Annotated in this window: 9 protein-coding genes; all 9 read right to left on the bottom strand. The window is 43.3% G+C overall.

All coding sequences use genetic code 11. From position 1 onward, the window contains the following. Window positions 1-71: 71 nt before the first annotated feature. Window positions 72-1,715, bottom strand: coding sequence for a DUF3466 family protein (locus tag QF117_RS13625; protein WP_282389422.1), 1,644 nt, complete (start codon window positions 1,713-1,715; stop codon window positions 72-74). 6 nt (window positions 1,716-1,721) lie between these two features. Next, entirely contained in the window at window positions 1,722-3,638 is a 1,917-nt protein-coding gene (locus tag QF117_RS13620) for an ABC transporter ATP-binding protein (RefSeq protein WP_282389421.1), read from the bottom strand. After that, a complete protein-coding gene (locus tag QF117_RS13615) occupies window positions 3,616-3,858 on the bottom strand; it encodes a glutaredoxin family protein (RefSeq protein WP_282389420.1) in 243 nt (80 codons plus the stop codon). Before QF117_RS13615 ends, QF117_RS13620 begins: the two co-directional genes overlap by 23 nt. A gap of 14 nt (window positions 3,859-3,872) precedes the next feature. Then, window positions 3,873-5,999 (bottom strand): bifunctional 23S rRNA (guanine(2069)-N(7))-methyltransferase RlmK/23S rRNA (guanine(2445)-N(2))-methyltransferase RlmL, encoded by a 2,127-nt coding sequence (gene rlmKL, locus QF117_RS13610; RefSeq protein WP_282389419.1) that lies wholly within the window; start codon window positions 5,997-5,999, stop codon window positions 3,873-3,875. 470 nt (window positions 6,000-6,469) lie between these two features. Next, a complete protein-coding gene (locus tag QF117_RS13605) occupies window positions 6,470-7,012 on the bottom strand; it encodes a cell division protein ZapC (RefSeq protein ID WP_282389418.1) in 543 nt (180 codons plus the stop codon). 216 nt (window positions 7,013-7,228) lie between these two features. Further along, entirely contained in the window at window positions 7,229-8,239 is a 1,011-nt protein-coding gene (gene pyrD / locus QF117_RS13600) for a quinone-dependent dihydroorotate dehydrogenase (RefSeq protein ID WP_282389417.1), read from the bottom strand. 48 nt (window positions 8,240-8,287) lie between these two features. Beyond that, window positions 8,288-13,129 (bottom strand): NAD-glutamate dehydrogenase, encoded by a 4,842-nt coding sequence (locus QF117_RS13595; protein WP_282389416.1) that lies wholly within the window; start codon window positions 13,127-13,129, stop codon window positions 8,288-8,290. Window positions 13,130-13,317: 188 nt separating this feature from the next. Then, on the bottom strand, window positions 13,318-13,536 hold the full coding sequence (locus QF117_RS13590) for a DUF2835 domain-containing protein (RefSeq protein WP_017034250.1): 219 nt from the start codon (window positions 13,534-13,536) through the stop codon (window positions 13,318-13,320). A gap of 110 nt (window positions 13,537-13,646) precedes the next feature. Further along, window positions 13,647-16,298, bottom strand: a complete 2,652-nt coding sequence (gene pepN, locus QF117_RS13585) for an aminopeptidase N (protein ID WP_282389415.1) — start codon at window positions 16,296-16,298, stop codon at window positions 13,647-13,649. Window positions 16,299-16,498: the final 200 nt, after the last annotated feature.

The raw sequence follows: 16,498 nt of genomic DNA, 5'->3' as shown, positions 1-16,498 counted from the left end.
CTGAGTTTTCTCAAGTTAAAAAAAAGCACAGCACCAAAAATGTGATGCTGTGCTCTAGATTACAATTTAACCTATTTTCTGCGGAACCCGAACAGGCCAATAAGTGCAAACATGGCCCAACCTATGCTTCCACCTTGGCGTTCAACAACCGGCTCTTCAATACCGCGCGTTACAATGTCACTGACCTTGGCGCCTTGCTTTGGTATCAGCTTAACCGCTACCGTCTTCTCGGTTTGGCTACCACCACCACAGTACGAGTTGTGGGTCGTATTATCGTAGCCCCCAACACACTTTATTGCTGTTGCTGAAATAACACCGGCATCATTGATATCTGTCGCATCGATAATACGGTATTGGTTCGCATGACCATTAGGGTTATTGTCGTTGGTTAAGTTATCAAGGTATTGGGCTTTATTACCCAAAATAGCACGTCGTTCTGCATTCGTTCCGTCAAAACTATATGGGTAGATGAATCCGCGCAAGCGACGAGGTTTACCGTCGTTCTCACGAGTATCTTCTGCATCTATCTGCCCTACAATTTCGTTGTAGTTATTGACTGCGCCCGCTTTACCACCAGCACCAGAAAAGAAAATCCCACCAGACAAGAACGTTGCGGATGGTGATGATTGCCTTGCATCGCTCACAAACAACAAATTACCTGCTGCGCCGTTTTGAGGAAAGAAACCACTTCGCTTTGCTTCACCAACCACAAGCAAGTTGTCATTAATGCCCGTCGCGACAGAATTACTATGAATCGTATCACCATTGATGCGAGATTCAGCGCCAGAGATGCGTCTTGTCGTCCAATCGCCAGCAGCAGTAAAAGAGGTATTCGCGACAAAGATAGACGCATCGACATAGTTATCATCGGTATACGTATTATAACCCACGGCATAAACGTCGGTACCCGATACCACGATATCTCTCATACTGCCCTGTGCTAAACGTTCACCATCTCTTGCTGGCACTCCAGACTGCCAATTTAACTCTACCGGTACTGCTCCGTTTGTCCAAATCGCTGCTTTTGACGTATGGTGGGAACCTTGGTCATTCGTTGCTGTTCTCGCAATACTACCAACTGAGTAGGTATTACTCGAATCTACCGCCCACGCTCTACCTTGCTTCCAATCATTCGCCGAAGCGCTACCCAATGGGGAAATCGGTGAGACAATCTGATTACGAGTTCCACCAACGATACTCTGATTTCCTACCGGTGCGGATGAATCAGTCAAGCTATTAATCACGTTATTATACTGATTATTGAAAGAGCCATTTTCTACAAAAGCGAGTGCATTCGATGTCGTGTTACCGTCAAGCTCCGCCTTCCATACATCCCATTGCTCTTTAGCCCATTTTTCACATGTAGAATACAAAAGTTCGCGATAGCAGTAAGACTCAAAGTCATCTTGATCCTGGATGTAGACAAAACTTCTGTCCATGGCAAACGGCAGCTCTTCTCGATAGCCAATGCCATCAACACTGGTTCTTGTCTCACCGGCCAGCTTATAGGTACTACTTGAACAAGCTGTACCGAAGCAGCCTAATGGATCACTATTATCTCCAGGTTGAATTGCTACACCATGCACTTCTGTATATTCACTAGCACCAATCCCTTCAGGGCTGACTTCTACAACAGTATATAACGCAGCGTGTGCGCTTGTTGCCGCTAATACAGTGGCTGCAATCGTCGATAATTTAAAAACTGTACTACTCATAAAAATTTAACTTTCCTGTTGCATAGCTTCCAGCTCTTCCCAGCGCTCGAAAGCAGATTCCAACTCTTGCTCAGTCGCAGAGAGCTTATCTAATGTGATTTGAGTTTCCTCTATAGACTTAGCGAAAAACTCTGGATCGTTCACTACTGTCTGTAGAGCTTCAATTTCTTGCTCTAATTCTTCTAATCGCAGCGGCAATGATTCCAACTCTCGTTGCAGCTTATAAGATAACTTCTTAGGTTTAGCCTTTGGCGCTGTCGTTTTGGGAGTTTCCTCAACTACTTTCTTCACTTCTGCTGGTTTTTGCGCCAACCGAGCTTTGTTCACCTGAGCGCGCTGTTGTTGCGCGTCATGATACCCACCAACAAACTCCTCAATGACACCATTCCCTTCGAATATCCAACTCGTGGTCACTGTGTTATCAACAAACTGACGATCGTGACTGACGAGAAGCAATGTACCCTGATAGTTGGCAAGCAAATCCTCCAAAAGTTCCAATGTTTCGATATCTAAATCATTGGTCGGTTCATCGAGAATCAGCAAATTGTTTTGCTTTAAGAAGATTCGAGCCAGCAACAAACGGTTCTTTTCACCGCCAGACAACGCTTTAACGGGAGTGCGGGCACGTTTAGGCGCAAACAAGAAATCTTGTAAATAACTCAGCGCATGGCGTTCTCTGCCACCGACCATCACTTCTTGCTTACCATCGGCAAGGTTATCGATAACCGACTTCTCCGGATCCAGAATTTCTCTGTATTGGTCAAAGTAGGCGACTTCAAGCTTTGTTCCACAGTGCAAACGGCCAGAATCAGGCTGAAGATCATTTAACAACAATTTAAGCAGCGTACTCTTACCACAGCCATTAGGGCCAATCAGGGCAATACGATCGCCGCGCATGATATTGAAGTTAAAGTTAGACACAATCGTCTTACCTTCAATGGAATAGTTGAGGTTTTCCGCTTCAAATACGATTTTTCCAGATCGTGCTGCACCATCGATTTGAAGGTTAACTTTGCCCTGGACTTCTCTTCTGTCACTTCGTTCTTCACGAAGCTTCTTAAGTGCACGTACACGCCCTTCATTACGGGTTCTACGCGCTTTAATCCCCTGCCTAATCCATACTTCTTCTTGAGCGAGTTTTTTGTCGAATTCTGCGTTTTGCATTTCTTCAACACGTAAGAGTTCTTCTTTCTCTACCAAGTAGTTTTCATAATCACCTGGGAATGAATTCAACTTGCCTCTATCGAGATCAACGATACGAGTCGCCATCGCTTTGATAAACGCACGGTCATGGGAAATGAAGATAATGGAACCGCGAAAATCTTTCAGATAGTTTTCTAGCCACTCGATCGTTGCAACATCCAAGTGGTTAGTAGGCTCATCAAGTAAAAGCACGTCAGGATCACAAACCAATGCCCGTGCGAGCGCAGCTTTACGTTGCCAACCACCCGATAAATCGGTCAATTTAGTCGACGCGTCTAGCTTTAGTGACGCCAGCACATTAGTAATTCGGTCTTCAAAACGCCACGCATTCGTATGATCAAGCTTATCTTGAACACGGGCCAGCTTATTGATGTTTGACTCACTTGGGTCCACAGCAATCAGATCGAGAAGATCGTGGTAGATCTTTAACGACTCGCCAACTTCGGCAAGACCGCCAGACACATAGTCAAAAACAGTCCCTTGCTCATTTCGTGGTGGATCTTGCTCTAGACGAGAAACAACAACATCTTGGGTAATCGTTAGCTTTCCATCGTCCATTATTACACTGCCCGATAGGACTTTCATCAGCGTCGACTTACCGGCACCGTTTCGCCCTACCAAACAAACTCTTTCATTCTCTTGTAACGCAAAATCAGAGTGATCCAGTAACGGGTGATCACCAAATGCGAGTAAACCATTATGAATGGTAAGTAATGCCATTTTTATCCAACCAAATTTGTAATTCTTGTGAGTTAAAAGGCCAATTTAATTCGGACTGTTCGAATTTAACCACTGGAATAGTGACCCTGTAACGTGAAAATAGAGTGTCATCAAAAGCAATATCTACAATCTCTAACTCTTGAGTTATCTCTATTGCTTTAAGCAGCTCAAGGGCCATCTCACAAAGATGGCAGCCTTCGGTACTGTATAATGTGATCACATCATTGCCTTATGTTACTGGCTATCGTGAGTAAGCAACCAGCAGTTGTGGATGTGCTTATTTCTAGAGAAGTCTAATGGCAATGTCGTAGACGAGATGTTTTTCGCCTTCAAACCCAGTTCTTTAAGCGCTTCTAAATCCATTTTAAAATGACGTTTGTTATTTGAAAATACAATCATCCCTTCTTCTCTGAGTAAACGCTTTAACTCAGTCATTAACTGAATATGATCTCGTTGAATGTCAAACGATTGCTCCATACGCTTTGAGTTAGAAAACGTCGGTGGGTCAATAAAAATCAGATCGTATTGTTTGTCTGTGTTGCTTAGCCATTTAAGACAATCCGCTTGCTCGAACTGATGCTCTCGCCCTACTTTACCATTGAGGGTCATGTTGTCTTTCGCCCAGTCTAGGTAGGTGTTGGACATATCGACTGTCGTCGTTGATTTCGCACCACCACACGCGGCGTGAACCGTCGCTGAGCCGGTGTAAGCAAACAAGTTTAAGAAATCTTTACCACTGGCCATTTCTCCAATCTTACGACGGGTGATTTTGTGATCAAGGAAAAGCCCTGTATCAAGGTAGTCATGCAGGTTAACAATTAACTTAACGCCGTACTCATGCACTTCTAAACGCTCAGACTGCTGCCCTAGCTTTTGATATTGAGAACGACCTTTCTGTTTCTCGCGAACTTTTAGCACGACTTTATTCGCTTCTGTACCCGTCACATCAATGGATGCTCGTATGATATCGGTTAAACGACGTTTCGCAGTCTCTTCTGGCACATCTTTCGGTGCAGCGTACTCTTGAATAACAAGGTTATCCAAATAAACGTCGATGGCCACGTTATACTCAGGTAAGTCAGCATCGTAGATACGGTAGCACTCTAATTGTTCTTTGCGCGCCCACTTACCAATTTTTGCCATGTTCTTTTTCAAACGATTAGAGAAGTCTGGAGCCACTACAGCGCCAGGAGAAGATTCGCCAGCAGAATCAGCGCGTCGACTTGAAATAGAGTAATTTTTTTGGTGACACGGTAACGCACCGTTATTCAATTTATACTGTTTATCCGCTCGCATGCGTAAACAGCTGAGTAATTCGTCAGAGCTTGAGAATATCGACGCGGTATTGCCACCGAACTCAGACTTTAACTGTGCACCAAACGCTGTATAGAGCGCGATTAAACCCGGGTGTGTGCCAAGTCGCTCGCCATAAGGAGGGTTCGATACAATCACGCCATGTTCAAATTCTTTAGGACATTTGAGCTGAGCCGCATCACTCACTTCAAACTGAATCAGGCTTTCGACACCCGCGCGACGGGCGTTATCTCGTGCGGTTTTTAGCACTCTTTCATCATTATCGAAGCCAAAAAACTTACAGTCAACTTTATTGACACCGCGACGAGATTGTACCGATGCTTCTGCTTTTACTTCCGTCCAAAGCTCAGATTCGAAGTCTTCAAGAGATTCAAAGCCCCACTTCTGACGTTTGATGCCAGGCGCAACATTCGCTGCCATCATAGCCGCCTCAATCACTAAGGTACCAGAGCCACACATTGGGTCTAAGAAAGGTTTTGTCGCATCCCAGCCACTTCTTAAGATGATCGCTGCTGCTAAAGTCTCACGTAACGGTGCTCTGCCCGCTTCTGGACGATAACCACGTTGGTGCAAGCCTCCGCCAACCATATCGATACCAAGAATCGCTTTATCGCGATGAAGTCGGACGTGAATACGAAGATCCGCATGATCTTTACTGATCGACGGTCTAGGTAAGCTTCTCTTGGTAAAGCAGTCAACGATAGCATCTTTTACTTTCATTGCACCGTATTGGCTATTGCGTATTTCGTTATTCGTACCGTTGAAATCCACCACAAACTTCTTAGAACTGTGGAAGTGGTTCACCCAATTCACTGCGGTGGTAGATAAATAGAGGTCCATATCATCGTTACAAGTAAATTCAGAAAGAACACGTACAAATCTAGAAGCCAAACGACTCCATAAACAGCAACGATAAATTTGCTCAGTTGATGCCTTAAACTTCACCCCTGCTTGGACTGGTTTTGGGTTCTGAATGCCAAGTTTGATCAGTTCTTCAACCAATAAGTTTTCAAGGCCGTTTGAGGTAACCGCTAGATATTGATGCATAGTGCTCTTTAAGTAATAAAAAATGACCCGCTATTATACCTGACTATCTATTTATTAAGTAAGTTGATCGGTTATTTTTCTTACTCTTCACCCATTTAAGTGCTCACTTGTTCGCCAAAGTTAAGCGGTTATTGCATTTCATCTCTTCGCCAATCTACTTGCCCCTTAAATCAACACAATGAAAGGCCTAACGCCGAAGTGAATACTTATTCGCATTGATTTTGGTATATACCAGACTACATTTTGTGGTGAAACTTTATTACATAATGAGGTAAAACGGGAATTATTGGTTGGTTTTCGCGTGTTTTTGCCCTATTTGGACAACGAGATAGAAGCAAATTAATTTAGATTAGTGGAGGGATTTCACGTTATTTGAGGCACAGTACAGCGGACAATAAAGGCGACCCATAGATTTAGAGCAAAAAAAATCGGCCATAGGCCGATAAAAACGTAAAGGAACTAAAACAGGTTTAGCTAACGAGCGCAATGGGCTGGTTTTGGAACAGGTCGTTAGCCAGTAACATTCTATCGTGCATGACCTTAATCGCCTGACCAAATACCAGTTGTTTAGTCGAAGAAAGCTCAAAAGGTTCAATATCAATTAACGCAACCAAACTGGCAGACTCTCCTACTTCCAACGTAATAAAGCAGCGGTCACTGAATTGATTGGTTAAGCGCACTAGGTCGCCTTCTTTTGGAAAGCATTCACCACGCTGACTATCAAAGAACCAACTTTTAGGCTGTACAGGCTTATGGAAACGCTTTGCGGCCACGCAATACAGTGCGAGTTCAGCCTGGCGCGGTTCACTTAATGGGAGTAAAGAGATTTGCTCTTTGAACGTTTGAAATGCTGAAGCATCGTCAACGGAGAATTCATTGATTCCAACGGCGCAGTCGACTAATAATTTTCTAGGTAGATTGGTTTTGAATACGATATCATCACCAAGGTCCAGCATCAGTGTGCTTTCCTTATCATCGTAGTACCAAGTCCATTTGTCGCTGGGTTTAAGCATTGTATCACTCTCAAATTTTTGAATTATCAAGCCATTAGGTAGAATGCTTACTTACCTTTTGCTGCTGAATAAGGTAATTCTACGAGTGCCAATGTAAAAAAAAAGAGGAAATGATTTCTCATTCCCTCTTCGATCGCTTTCAAAGAACACTCACTTAAAGCATGACAGTGTCACAAAGTGTTAGACATGGTTGTGCGATTCTAGCTCAGTTTTCTGTTATAGATTCTTAACAATATTCTGAACCAATTTAGGCCCATGATAAATAAAGCCAGAATAAACTTGAACAAGCTGAGCGCCTGCCATCAGTTTTTCTTTCGCTGATACATAAGAATCAACGCCACCAACACCAATGATTGGTAATTTGTCGCCCAGTTCCTCGTAAAGTCGACGAACCACTTCCGTGCTGCGTGCTTGAACAGGACGACCGCTTAAACCGCCTGCTTCATTGGCAAACTTCATTCCTTCAACAATAGAACGATCTAATGTTGTGTTCGTTGCGATCACACCATCGATCTTATTTTTGATCAATGATTGGCAAATTTGTGCAATCTCATGATCACTAAGATCCGGTGCGATCTTTAATGCTAACGGCACATATTTGTTGTGTTTCGCTTCAAGCTCACCTTGTTTTACTTTAAGTTCCGTGAGCAGTTCATCTAGGGCATCACCATATTGAAGGCTGCGCAGTCCCGGTGTGTTTGGAGAAGAAATGTTCACCGCAATATAGCCTGCGTATTGGTAGACCTTTTCCATACAAATGAGGTAATCTTCAGCGCCCTTTTCAATCGGTGTATCTTTGTTTTTACCAATGTTAATACCCAATACACAGCTGTAATTGGCTTTCTTAACATTTTCAATGAGGTTATCAACACCAAGGTTGTTAAAGCCCATGCGATTAATAATGCCTTCGGCTTCAACTAAGCGGAACAGTCGAGGCTTATCGTTGCCAGATTGTGGACGAGGAGTAACAGTACCTACTTCAACGAATCCAAAACCCATCGCATCGAAAGCTTCGATACATTCACCATTTTTATCAAGCCCGGCGGCTAAACCGACAGGGTTTCTAAAAGTCAGCCCCATACATTCAACAGGTCGCGCAGGTAATTGCTGACGGTAGAAAAGATCGAACGGTGTTCCCGTGAAACGTTTGAAATTTTGAATTGCAAGATCATGTGCCTTTTCGGCATCAAGTTGGAAAAAGCCAGTTCTGGCTAGACGGTAGAGCATTGTGCCTCCGAAAGAATAAAAAGCCCCGTATGAACGGGGCGTTATTATTTACTCATTTGCTGCACAATTCAAATTTAATAGCATTAATTCTCTCAAAGCGACTGAAAATTTAGCAAATTCATGAACAGAGCCGACTTTAAACTCATTCAGTATGTTTTCCCATCGATGCAATGAGACCTCATTACTCACAATCCAGTCGTCTAAAGCTTTAATGACGTCCAATTTGTCGGGATCACAACTGCAACTGAGTACCTGACCCGTTAACTGTCGTTGTTGCCAATCTAAGTCTTCTCTAAATGCTGCACGAGCAAGAGCTTGCCAGTTATTATCAACAGCTTGACCATTAATCTGTTTCAAGAACCAGTGAAGAGATAAACGATCGCCAAGGTTGTAGTATAACTTGGCCGTTTGTTCGACTGTTTTTCTCTTTTCTCGAGCCACTGTGGATATATCCAGTGCTGAGTAAAGACTTGATAATCTTGAAACGTAACTTGCTAGTTCGCTCGAAATACCTTTATCTATCCACTCTTTCGCCATCTGTTCATGTTCTTGCACTTCCTCACTCACCAACATGGAATCAAGTTGATTCGTAATGGCATGAACATCATCTTGGTAAAGCGCGATCATATCTTTCACTGAATTTTTACCTGGGCGGTTTCTTAAGATCCAGCGAGATAGTCTTCGTAATGTGCGGCGCACATAATAGATGACATCATATTGAGCGGAGGCTTCAGCTTGATTATCCAGCGCACGAGTTTGCTGCAGAACATCCCCTAACCCATAGATCTCTCTTGCTGCCGCATAAGCATTAGCAATATCGACCGTACTAGAGCCCGTTTCTTCTTGCAAACGAGTCACGAAATTACAACCCATCTCGTTCACCATTTGGTTTGCAAGAACGGTCGCAATGATTTCAGCTCGAAGTGGATGGCTATCCATATGTTCAGAATAGTTACGGCGTAACTCGTCTGGAAAATAAGACACTAGGTTCTGCGCATGAAACTCATCTTTTGCGATGTCCTCATGAACTAACTCTTCTTTAAGTGTCATTTTTCCGTAGGCAATGAGAACCGATAATTCAGGACGTGTTAACGCCATTCCTTTCTTTTCTCTTTCCAGCAGAGTTTCATCATCTGGAATGTATTCCAGTGCTCTATCCAGGTGCCCCGATTTTTCCATCGCATGAATAAAGCGTATTTGCTCTTTAACTAAAGACACGCCTTGCTGTTCAGTAATGGAGATTGATTCCGCTTGGCAATACGCGTCATCAAGAACAATGTCACCTACTTCGTCTTCCATTGATTCTAAGATCTTGTTTCTTTGCTTCACGGTAAGATCACCATGAGTCACCAAACCGTTGAGGAAGATCTTAATATTAACTTCGTTATCTGAGCAATCAACGCCACCAACATTATCAACAAAATCGGTATTCACACGTCCGCCCGCTAGCGCGAATTCAATCCGCCCTAACTGAGTCATACCAAGGTTGCCGCCTTCTCCCACCACTTTCGCTTTGAGGTCTCTACCATCGATACGCAACGTGTCGTTAGCACGATCCCCAACATCAGTATGAGTCTCGGTCGATGCTTTCACATAAGTACCAATACCACCATTCCAAAGTAGATCCACTTCCATCGATAAGATCTTTTTGATCAAATCATTGGGCGCCATAGACGCCTTTTTGGTCCCTAGCATTTTTTGAATTTCTGGCGTTAGCTCAATGGATTTTGCACGACGTGAGAAGATGCCTCCACCTTTAGAAATTAACTTTTCGTTATAGTCGTCCCAACCTGAACGTGGCAATTTGAAGAGACGATCACGCTCTTTCCAAGAACTCGCTGAATCTGGATTAGGATCGATAAAAATGTGCATATGGTTAAAGGCGGCTTTTAGGCGTATGTGCTGAGATAGCAGCATACCGTTGCCAAATACATCTCCTGCCATATCCCCCACACCGATGGCTGTAAAGTCCGTGGTTTGACAGTTAATCCCCATCTCTCTGAAATGGCGCTTAACCGATTCCCAACCGCCTTTCGCCGTGATGCCCATCGCTTTATGGTCATAACCATTCGAGCCACCCGACGCAAACGCATCACCTAGCCAGAAGTTATATTCTTCCGATACGGAGTTTGCCAGATCCGAGAACGTTGCTGTTCCTTTATCTGCGGCAACGACTAAATACGGATCATCTTCATCATGGCGAACGACATTTTTAGGCGGAATCACCTCACCATCGATAACATTGTCTGATACATCGAGTAATGCACGAATGAAACGTTTGTAACAGCGTTGGCCTTCTGCAAAAATCTCATCGCGTTCAGTGAAATTGTGCTGGCGTTTACAAACAAATCCCCCTTTTGCTCCGACAGGAACAATAACGGTATTTTTCACTTGTTGCGCTTTAACTAAACCAAGAATTTCGGTACGGAAATCTTCTTGTCTGTCAGACCAACGTAAGCCGCCCCGAGCAACCTTTCCACCACGTAAATGAACACCTTCAATATCTGGCGCATAAACAAAGATTTCAAATGCAGGTACCGGTTGAGGAATTTCAGGGATGTCACTGGGTTTCATTTTCAGAGACAGCCAAGGCTTAACCTGTTTATTTTCATCCAACTGGTAGTAGTTGGTTCTTAGTGTTGCTGTGATCATTTCCATGTAACGGCGAATAATTCGATCATCATCTAGGCTATCGACATGATCCAATTGCGCCGTTAACTTAGTAACAAGATCATTTTGCCCTTTTTGGCTTCCCTTAGATTTTGGATCAAAACGCTTCTTGAAGAGATCAACAAGACCTTTCGCGATTTGAGGATAATGACTGAGCGTTTCTTCGATATATTGTTGACTGAATGGGAACCCAACCTGACGCATGTAACGGGCATAGGCTCTTAAAATAGAAATTTCTCTACCCGATAATGACGCACCCAATACCAGTCTATTAAATCCATCACTTTCCAGTTCACCTGCCCAAATTTCGGCAAACGCTTGTTGGAAACGCTCACTGGCTTCACGAAGATCAACCGATTTGTCACTCTTATGAAGCATTGAGAAATCTAGGATCCAATAATTTTGACCATTGACCTTTCGAACTTCATAAGGCGATTCACCAATGACACGCAACCCTAGATTTTCCAGCATAGGCATCACATCAGAAAGATGAATGGGTTCATCTCTATGGTAGAGTTTCAACCGAACGGCTTTGGAATCTGCTGACTCTTCTTGTGGGCGATAAAACAGCATACCGAGTTTGTTGTCATCGCTCAGTGCTTCAAGCCTTTCAATATCCGCAACGGCGGATCCTGGCATCATGTCTTCTTTATACGAACGCGGGAATGCGCGCATATACTCTTTCGACAAAGGAAGTCCATTGCTTTCGCCAAAGTTGGCGACGATCGCATCAGAGAGTCTATCGTCCCACGTTGATGAAGCTTCCATCAAGTTATGTTCTATCGTTTTAACATCTACATCCATATTATTATTATCTACACGTACAATGTAATGGGTTCTTGCCAACGGGCTTTCTGAGAAGTAAGTCGTGAACTCGACTTCTTGCTCACAGCCAAAGTACTGTTTAAGAATACGTTGTGTCTGACGTCTCAGTTCGGTGTTATATCGTTCTTTGGTGACATAAACCATGCAGCTAAAGAAACGGCCAAATGGGTCTTTACGGACAAATAGACGCAACATATCTCTATCTTGCATTTGTACAACGCCCATTCCAACTTCAAGTAATTCATTTTCTTTGGCTTGCAGCAGCTCATCACGGGGATAGTTTTCTAATATATTGTGCAGCGCTTTGTAAGAGTATGAACCGTCACGGTAACCACTCGCATCTAGGATGCGCTCTACTTTTTCTCGGATTAAAGGAATGCTTTCGACGCTTTGATTGTAAACGGCAGAAGTATATAGACCCGTGAATCGATGCTCACCAATCACTTTGCCATTCTTGTCGAATTTTTTAATGCCGATGTAATCAGTATAGGCCGGTCGGTGAATACGAGACTGGGCATTGCCTTTCGTCACAATGAGTAAGAACGCTTTCATCGCTTCTAGTCTGGCTGAGTCAGTAAAGTCAGACAGTTTTACGGCTCGAACACGCTTCGCCTCAGAAAAAAGACCTAACCCAATATCTTTGGTTGGCGTCAGGACTTTATCGCCATCAACGTTAACCAGGTCATATTCTTTATAACCCATGAAAGTAAAGTTATGATCCCCTAACCAGCGCAGGAATTTAACCGTATCTTCATAACGATCATCCTTTAATGCGATGCTCTCTTTTTGGCTGATCACTTGATTGGTCACTTCTTCAAGCTTTTCAACCATCAACAACCAATCTCGAACAACATGTCCGGCGTCCGTCACTATGGTCAATAACTCATTTTTAAGCGACGTCATGGTTTGCTTACTGCTCAGTCTATCTACCTCGATATGGAACAGGGATTGGAACACACCATCGCCGCTATTAATTCCTATCGTTTTCCCTTTCTTATCACGTTCTATTTGGGTCGGCCCATGGAGCATAAAGTGGGAAGAGAGATCCAAACGGCTTAATGCCATTTTTACAGAATCCACTAAGAATGGGCTATCTGGAACCACCATTTCGACAATGGTATGTGTCGATTGCCAACCTTGGCGACTGACAGATGGATTAAACACACGAACCGAGATATCTTCTGGTTTCTTTTCATTAATGTGGTGCCATAAACTCACGACAGCACCGTACAAATCGGATTCGTTCCTTTCGACCAGATCTTCTTGAGCAATATTGCTAAAAAGATGCTGGGCAAGTTGAGTCACTAAGGGTTGATGGGCAAGCTCTAGTTTGTCTTGAATTAGCTTATATACCTTTTCAAGAAGAACCGGCATTAAAGTATCACGCACGGTCATAATCACGCTCCACAATTAGAATTGTCATTTTTATAGGGAATGCTGTAAGCATAGTGCTTAAAGCAGGTAATGCATGATTTTATTGTAAAAGTTTTATTAGCAAATAGTTAATGGATTTGTTCGTGTAGCAGCAGGAATGTTTGATAATGTGATAGGCGTTCTGTTTAAACCGCTAACAAATCAGTTGTTCATAGCATTTCTAACTTTAAAAACTTGTTGTTTTGGTCGGTTGTTAGTCTAAACCGCCCTTTCACGCCAATTTGACTGAGAAAGCCGCGAAACTTTACAGCCGGTAATTGAAGTCTTAAACCGGTATCAGTGACCACATGTACGACACTAGCCGCACCGGAATAGTGATCCAAAAATGCTTGGTATGTTATGTTTAAGGAAAAGGTATAGTGTTTCATCGGTAATGGTTCTAAATACTTAATCGTTAACCTTAGGTGTTAAAGTAGGTATTAAAATAAGTTGAAGTGGCGATGTCCACCACTTCAACTTAAAAATCAGCCTAAAGATATTAGCAGTCTAATGCTTTGGTGACTTTTTCATACAGATCTTTGGCTAAGTTGTCTAAAGACTGTAAAGAAAGTAGCTGTTCTTTTATCAGAGCTTGTCTTTGTTGATCGTACTTTTTAAATTTAAGCAGTGGATCAATGAGACGCGAGGCCACTTGTGGATTACTGCTGTTTAACTCTGCAATGATCTCTCCTGCAAATTGGTAACCTAATCCAGATTTATCGTGGAACTGTACCGGGTTATTATTTAAGAATGCGCCGATTAAACTGCGTGTTCGGTTAGGGTTCTTAATGCTAAATGCCGCATGTTCCATGGTTTCCTTGATCACTTCAAGCGCATTGGAAGAAGGGTTGGTCCCTTGCAATGCAAACCATTTATCCATCACTAAGCCGTCATGGCTCCATTTCTCACTGTAATCTGACATCAATCTCTCGCGGCAAGCTAGCTGCGCATTATTGGCACAAGTCATGGCGGCAATGGTATCGGTCATATTATCGGAATCTTGGTACTGAGCGATAACAAGTTGCTCACCAATATCCGTGTGGGATAAATAGCTTAAACATGTGTTACGAAGCGCGCGTTGCCCAATGGCACTATGAGCAATGGTGTAAGTCTTTTGAGCCATCGCATGATACATCGCACTGAACTCATCTTTTAACTCGTCAGCCAAAATTGCTTTAATGTGCTTCAACACAAGAGCAATCGCATCAACGTTGACTTGCTCATACCAACCCGATATTTCGTTGTGACTTGGCAAAACGAGCATTTCAGCAATGAAAGCAGGGTCTAACGTTTTACTCAGCAATACACCACGGAATGCATCAATAACGGGCATATCAATGGCCACTTTTTGATTTTGTTCTACGTGAACCACATTACTCTTGATGTATTTTGCCAACAACATCTGCCCGGCATCCCAACGTGCAAACTCATTACGTGCGTGACTCATCAGGAAAATAAGTTCTTGGTCTGTGTACTCATAGTTAAGAATAACAGGGGCAGAAAACTCGCGAAGCAATGATGGTATCGGCTGAGAATCTACATGATCAAACACAAAAGTTTGCTTGGTTTCTGTCACATTAAGTACGTTTGGCACACTAGCACCATTCGACTGCAAAGGTATGACGTCACCATTTTGATCGTACAGTTCAATATCAAACGGAATGTGCAGCGCTTGTTTCTCTGTTTGATCCGTTGTCGCTGGGGTGTTTTGTTCGACCGTTAACGCATATGTCTTAGCCTGTTGGTCAAAATGACTGGTCACACTGAGTGTTGGTGTTCCCGACTGGCTATACCACAGACGGAATTGTTTGAGGTCAACGCCGGAAGCGTCTTCCATCGCTGACACAAAGTCTTCACACGTTGCAGCCGTACCGTCATGGCGTTCGAAATACAAAGCCATACCTTGTTGGAACGCCTTCTCACCGAGTAATGTATGCATCATTCGAATAACTTCACTGCCTTTTTCATACACGGTTAGCGTATAAAAGTTATTCATTTCAATCACTTTGTCGGGGCGAATAGGATGAGACATTGGGCTTGCGTCTTCCGCAAATTGCGGGCCACGGATAATACGGACGTTATTGATACGATTAACGGAGCGAGTCCCTAAATCAGACGAGAATTCTTGATCGCGGAAAACCGTTAAGCCTTCTTTCAAGCTGAGTTGAAACCAATCTCTACAAGTAACGCGGTTGCCTGTCCAGTTGTGAAAATACTCATGGCCAATCACCGCTTCAATGCCAAGATAGTCTGTGTCCGTTGCAGTTTGATCGTTCGCCAAGACGTACTTAGAGTTAAAGACGTTAAGCCCTTTATTCTCCATTGCACCCATATTGAAAAAATCGACGGCAACAATCATATAGATGTCTAGGTCGTACTCAAGGTTGAATCGCTCTTCGTCCCATTTCATTGAGTTAATAAGCGAAACCATCGCATGAGTGGCTCTGTTCAGATTCCCCTTATCCACAAAGATTTCTAATTCTACGTTTCGACCCGATTGTGTCGTGTAATTATCGCGTAGAACATCAAAATCTCCGGCCACCAAAGCAAAGAGATAGGCGGGTTTAGGATGCGGGTCTTGCCATTTAACCCAGTGACGGCCATTCGCGCTATTACCTTGATCGCTATTACCTTGAGGAACGTCACCTTGAGTACAGTCACCTTGATCAATACGGTTACCATTGCTCAATAGGAACGGATATTGTGCTTTATCAGCGATCACTGTGGTCGTAAATTTCGCGAGAACGTCCGGTCTATCTAGATAATAGGTAATGCGACGGAACCCTTCTGCTTCACACTGAGTGCAAAATGCGCCTCCCGACTTGTACAGACCTTCAAGAGCCGTATTCTCTTCAGGGTTCAATTGAGTCACTATCATCAGTTCGCAATCGCTAGTAATAGAGTGAATCGTTAACCCTGTGTCATTTTGCTCAAAGTCGTTCCAAGTTTTACCGTCTATCTTGATTTCTTTCAGCGTTAACCCTTCACCATCTAGATAAAGACTGGTGCTGTCTGACAGTTTTTTCAACGATGACGTTGCGGTCACAACGGTTTGAGTGTCGAATAAATCGAAAGTAAGGTCTAGATCGCTGATCGTGAAAGAAGGTGACTGGTAATCTTTACGGTATTTGGCTTGAGGAGTATGCGCCATTGTCTTTGTCCTTATGACTGAAAACATCTGCTCTATTTCTACGATGTGTCGCCACGAGTTACAACCCCTATTGAAAAAAAACGAGGTATTTAATTTAAATACCTCGTTTAAGTGCCGATTTATACCGCACATTTGTTAGATAACGCTACTGAATTTAACTTTAGTGACATACTTATCTAGACTATTGGATCTCATTCAGT

This window comes from Vibrio sp. YMD68 (assembly GCF_029958905.1).
Taxonomy (GTDB): Bacteria; Pseudomonadota; Gammaproteobacteria; order Enterobacterales; family Vibrionaceae; genus Vibrio.
Note: the sequence above shows the minus strand (reverse complement) of the source record. Positions and strands in the feature narration are given on the sequence as shown.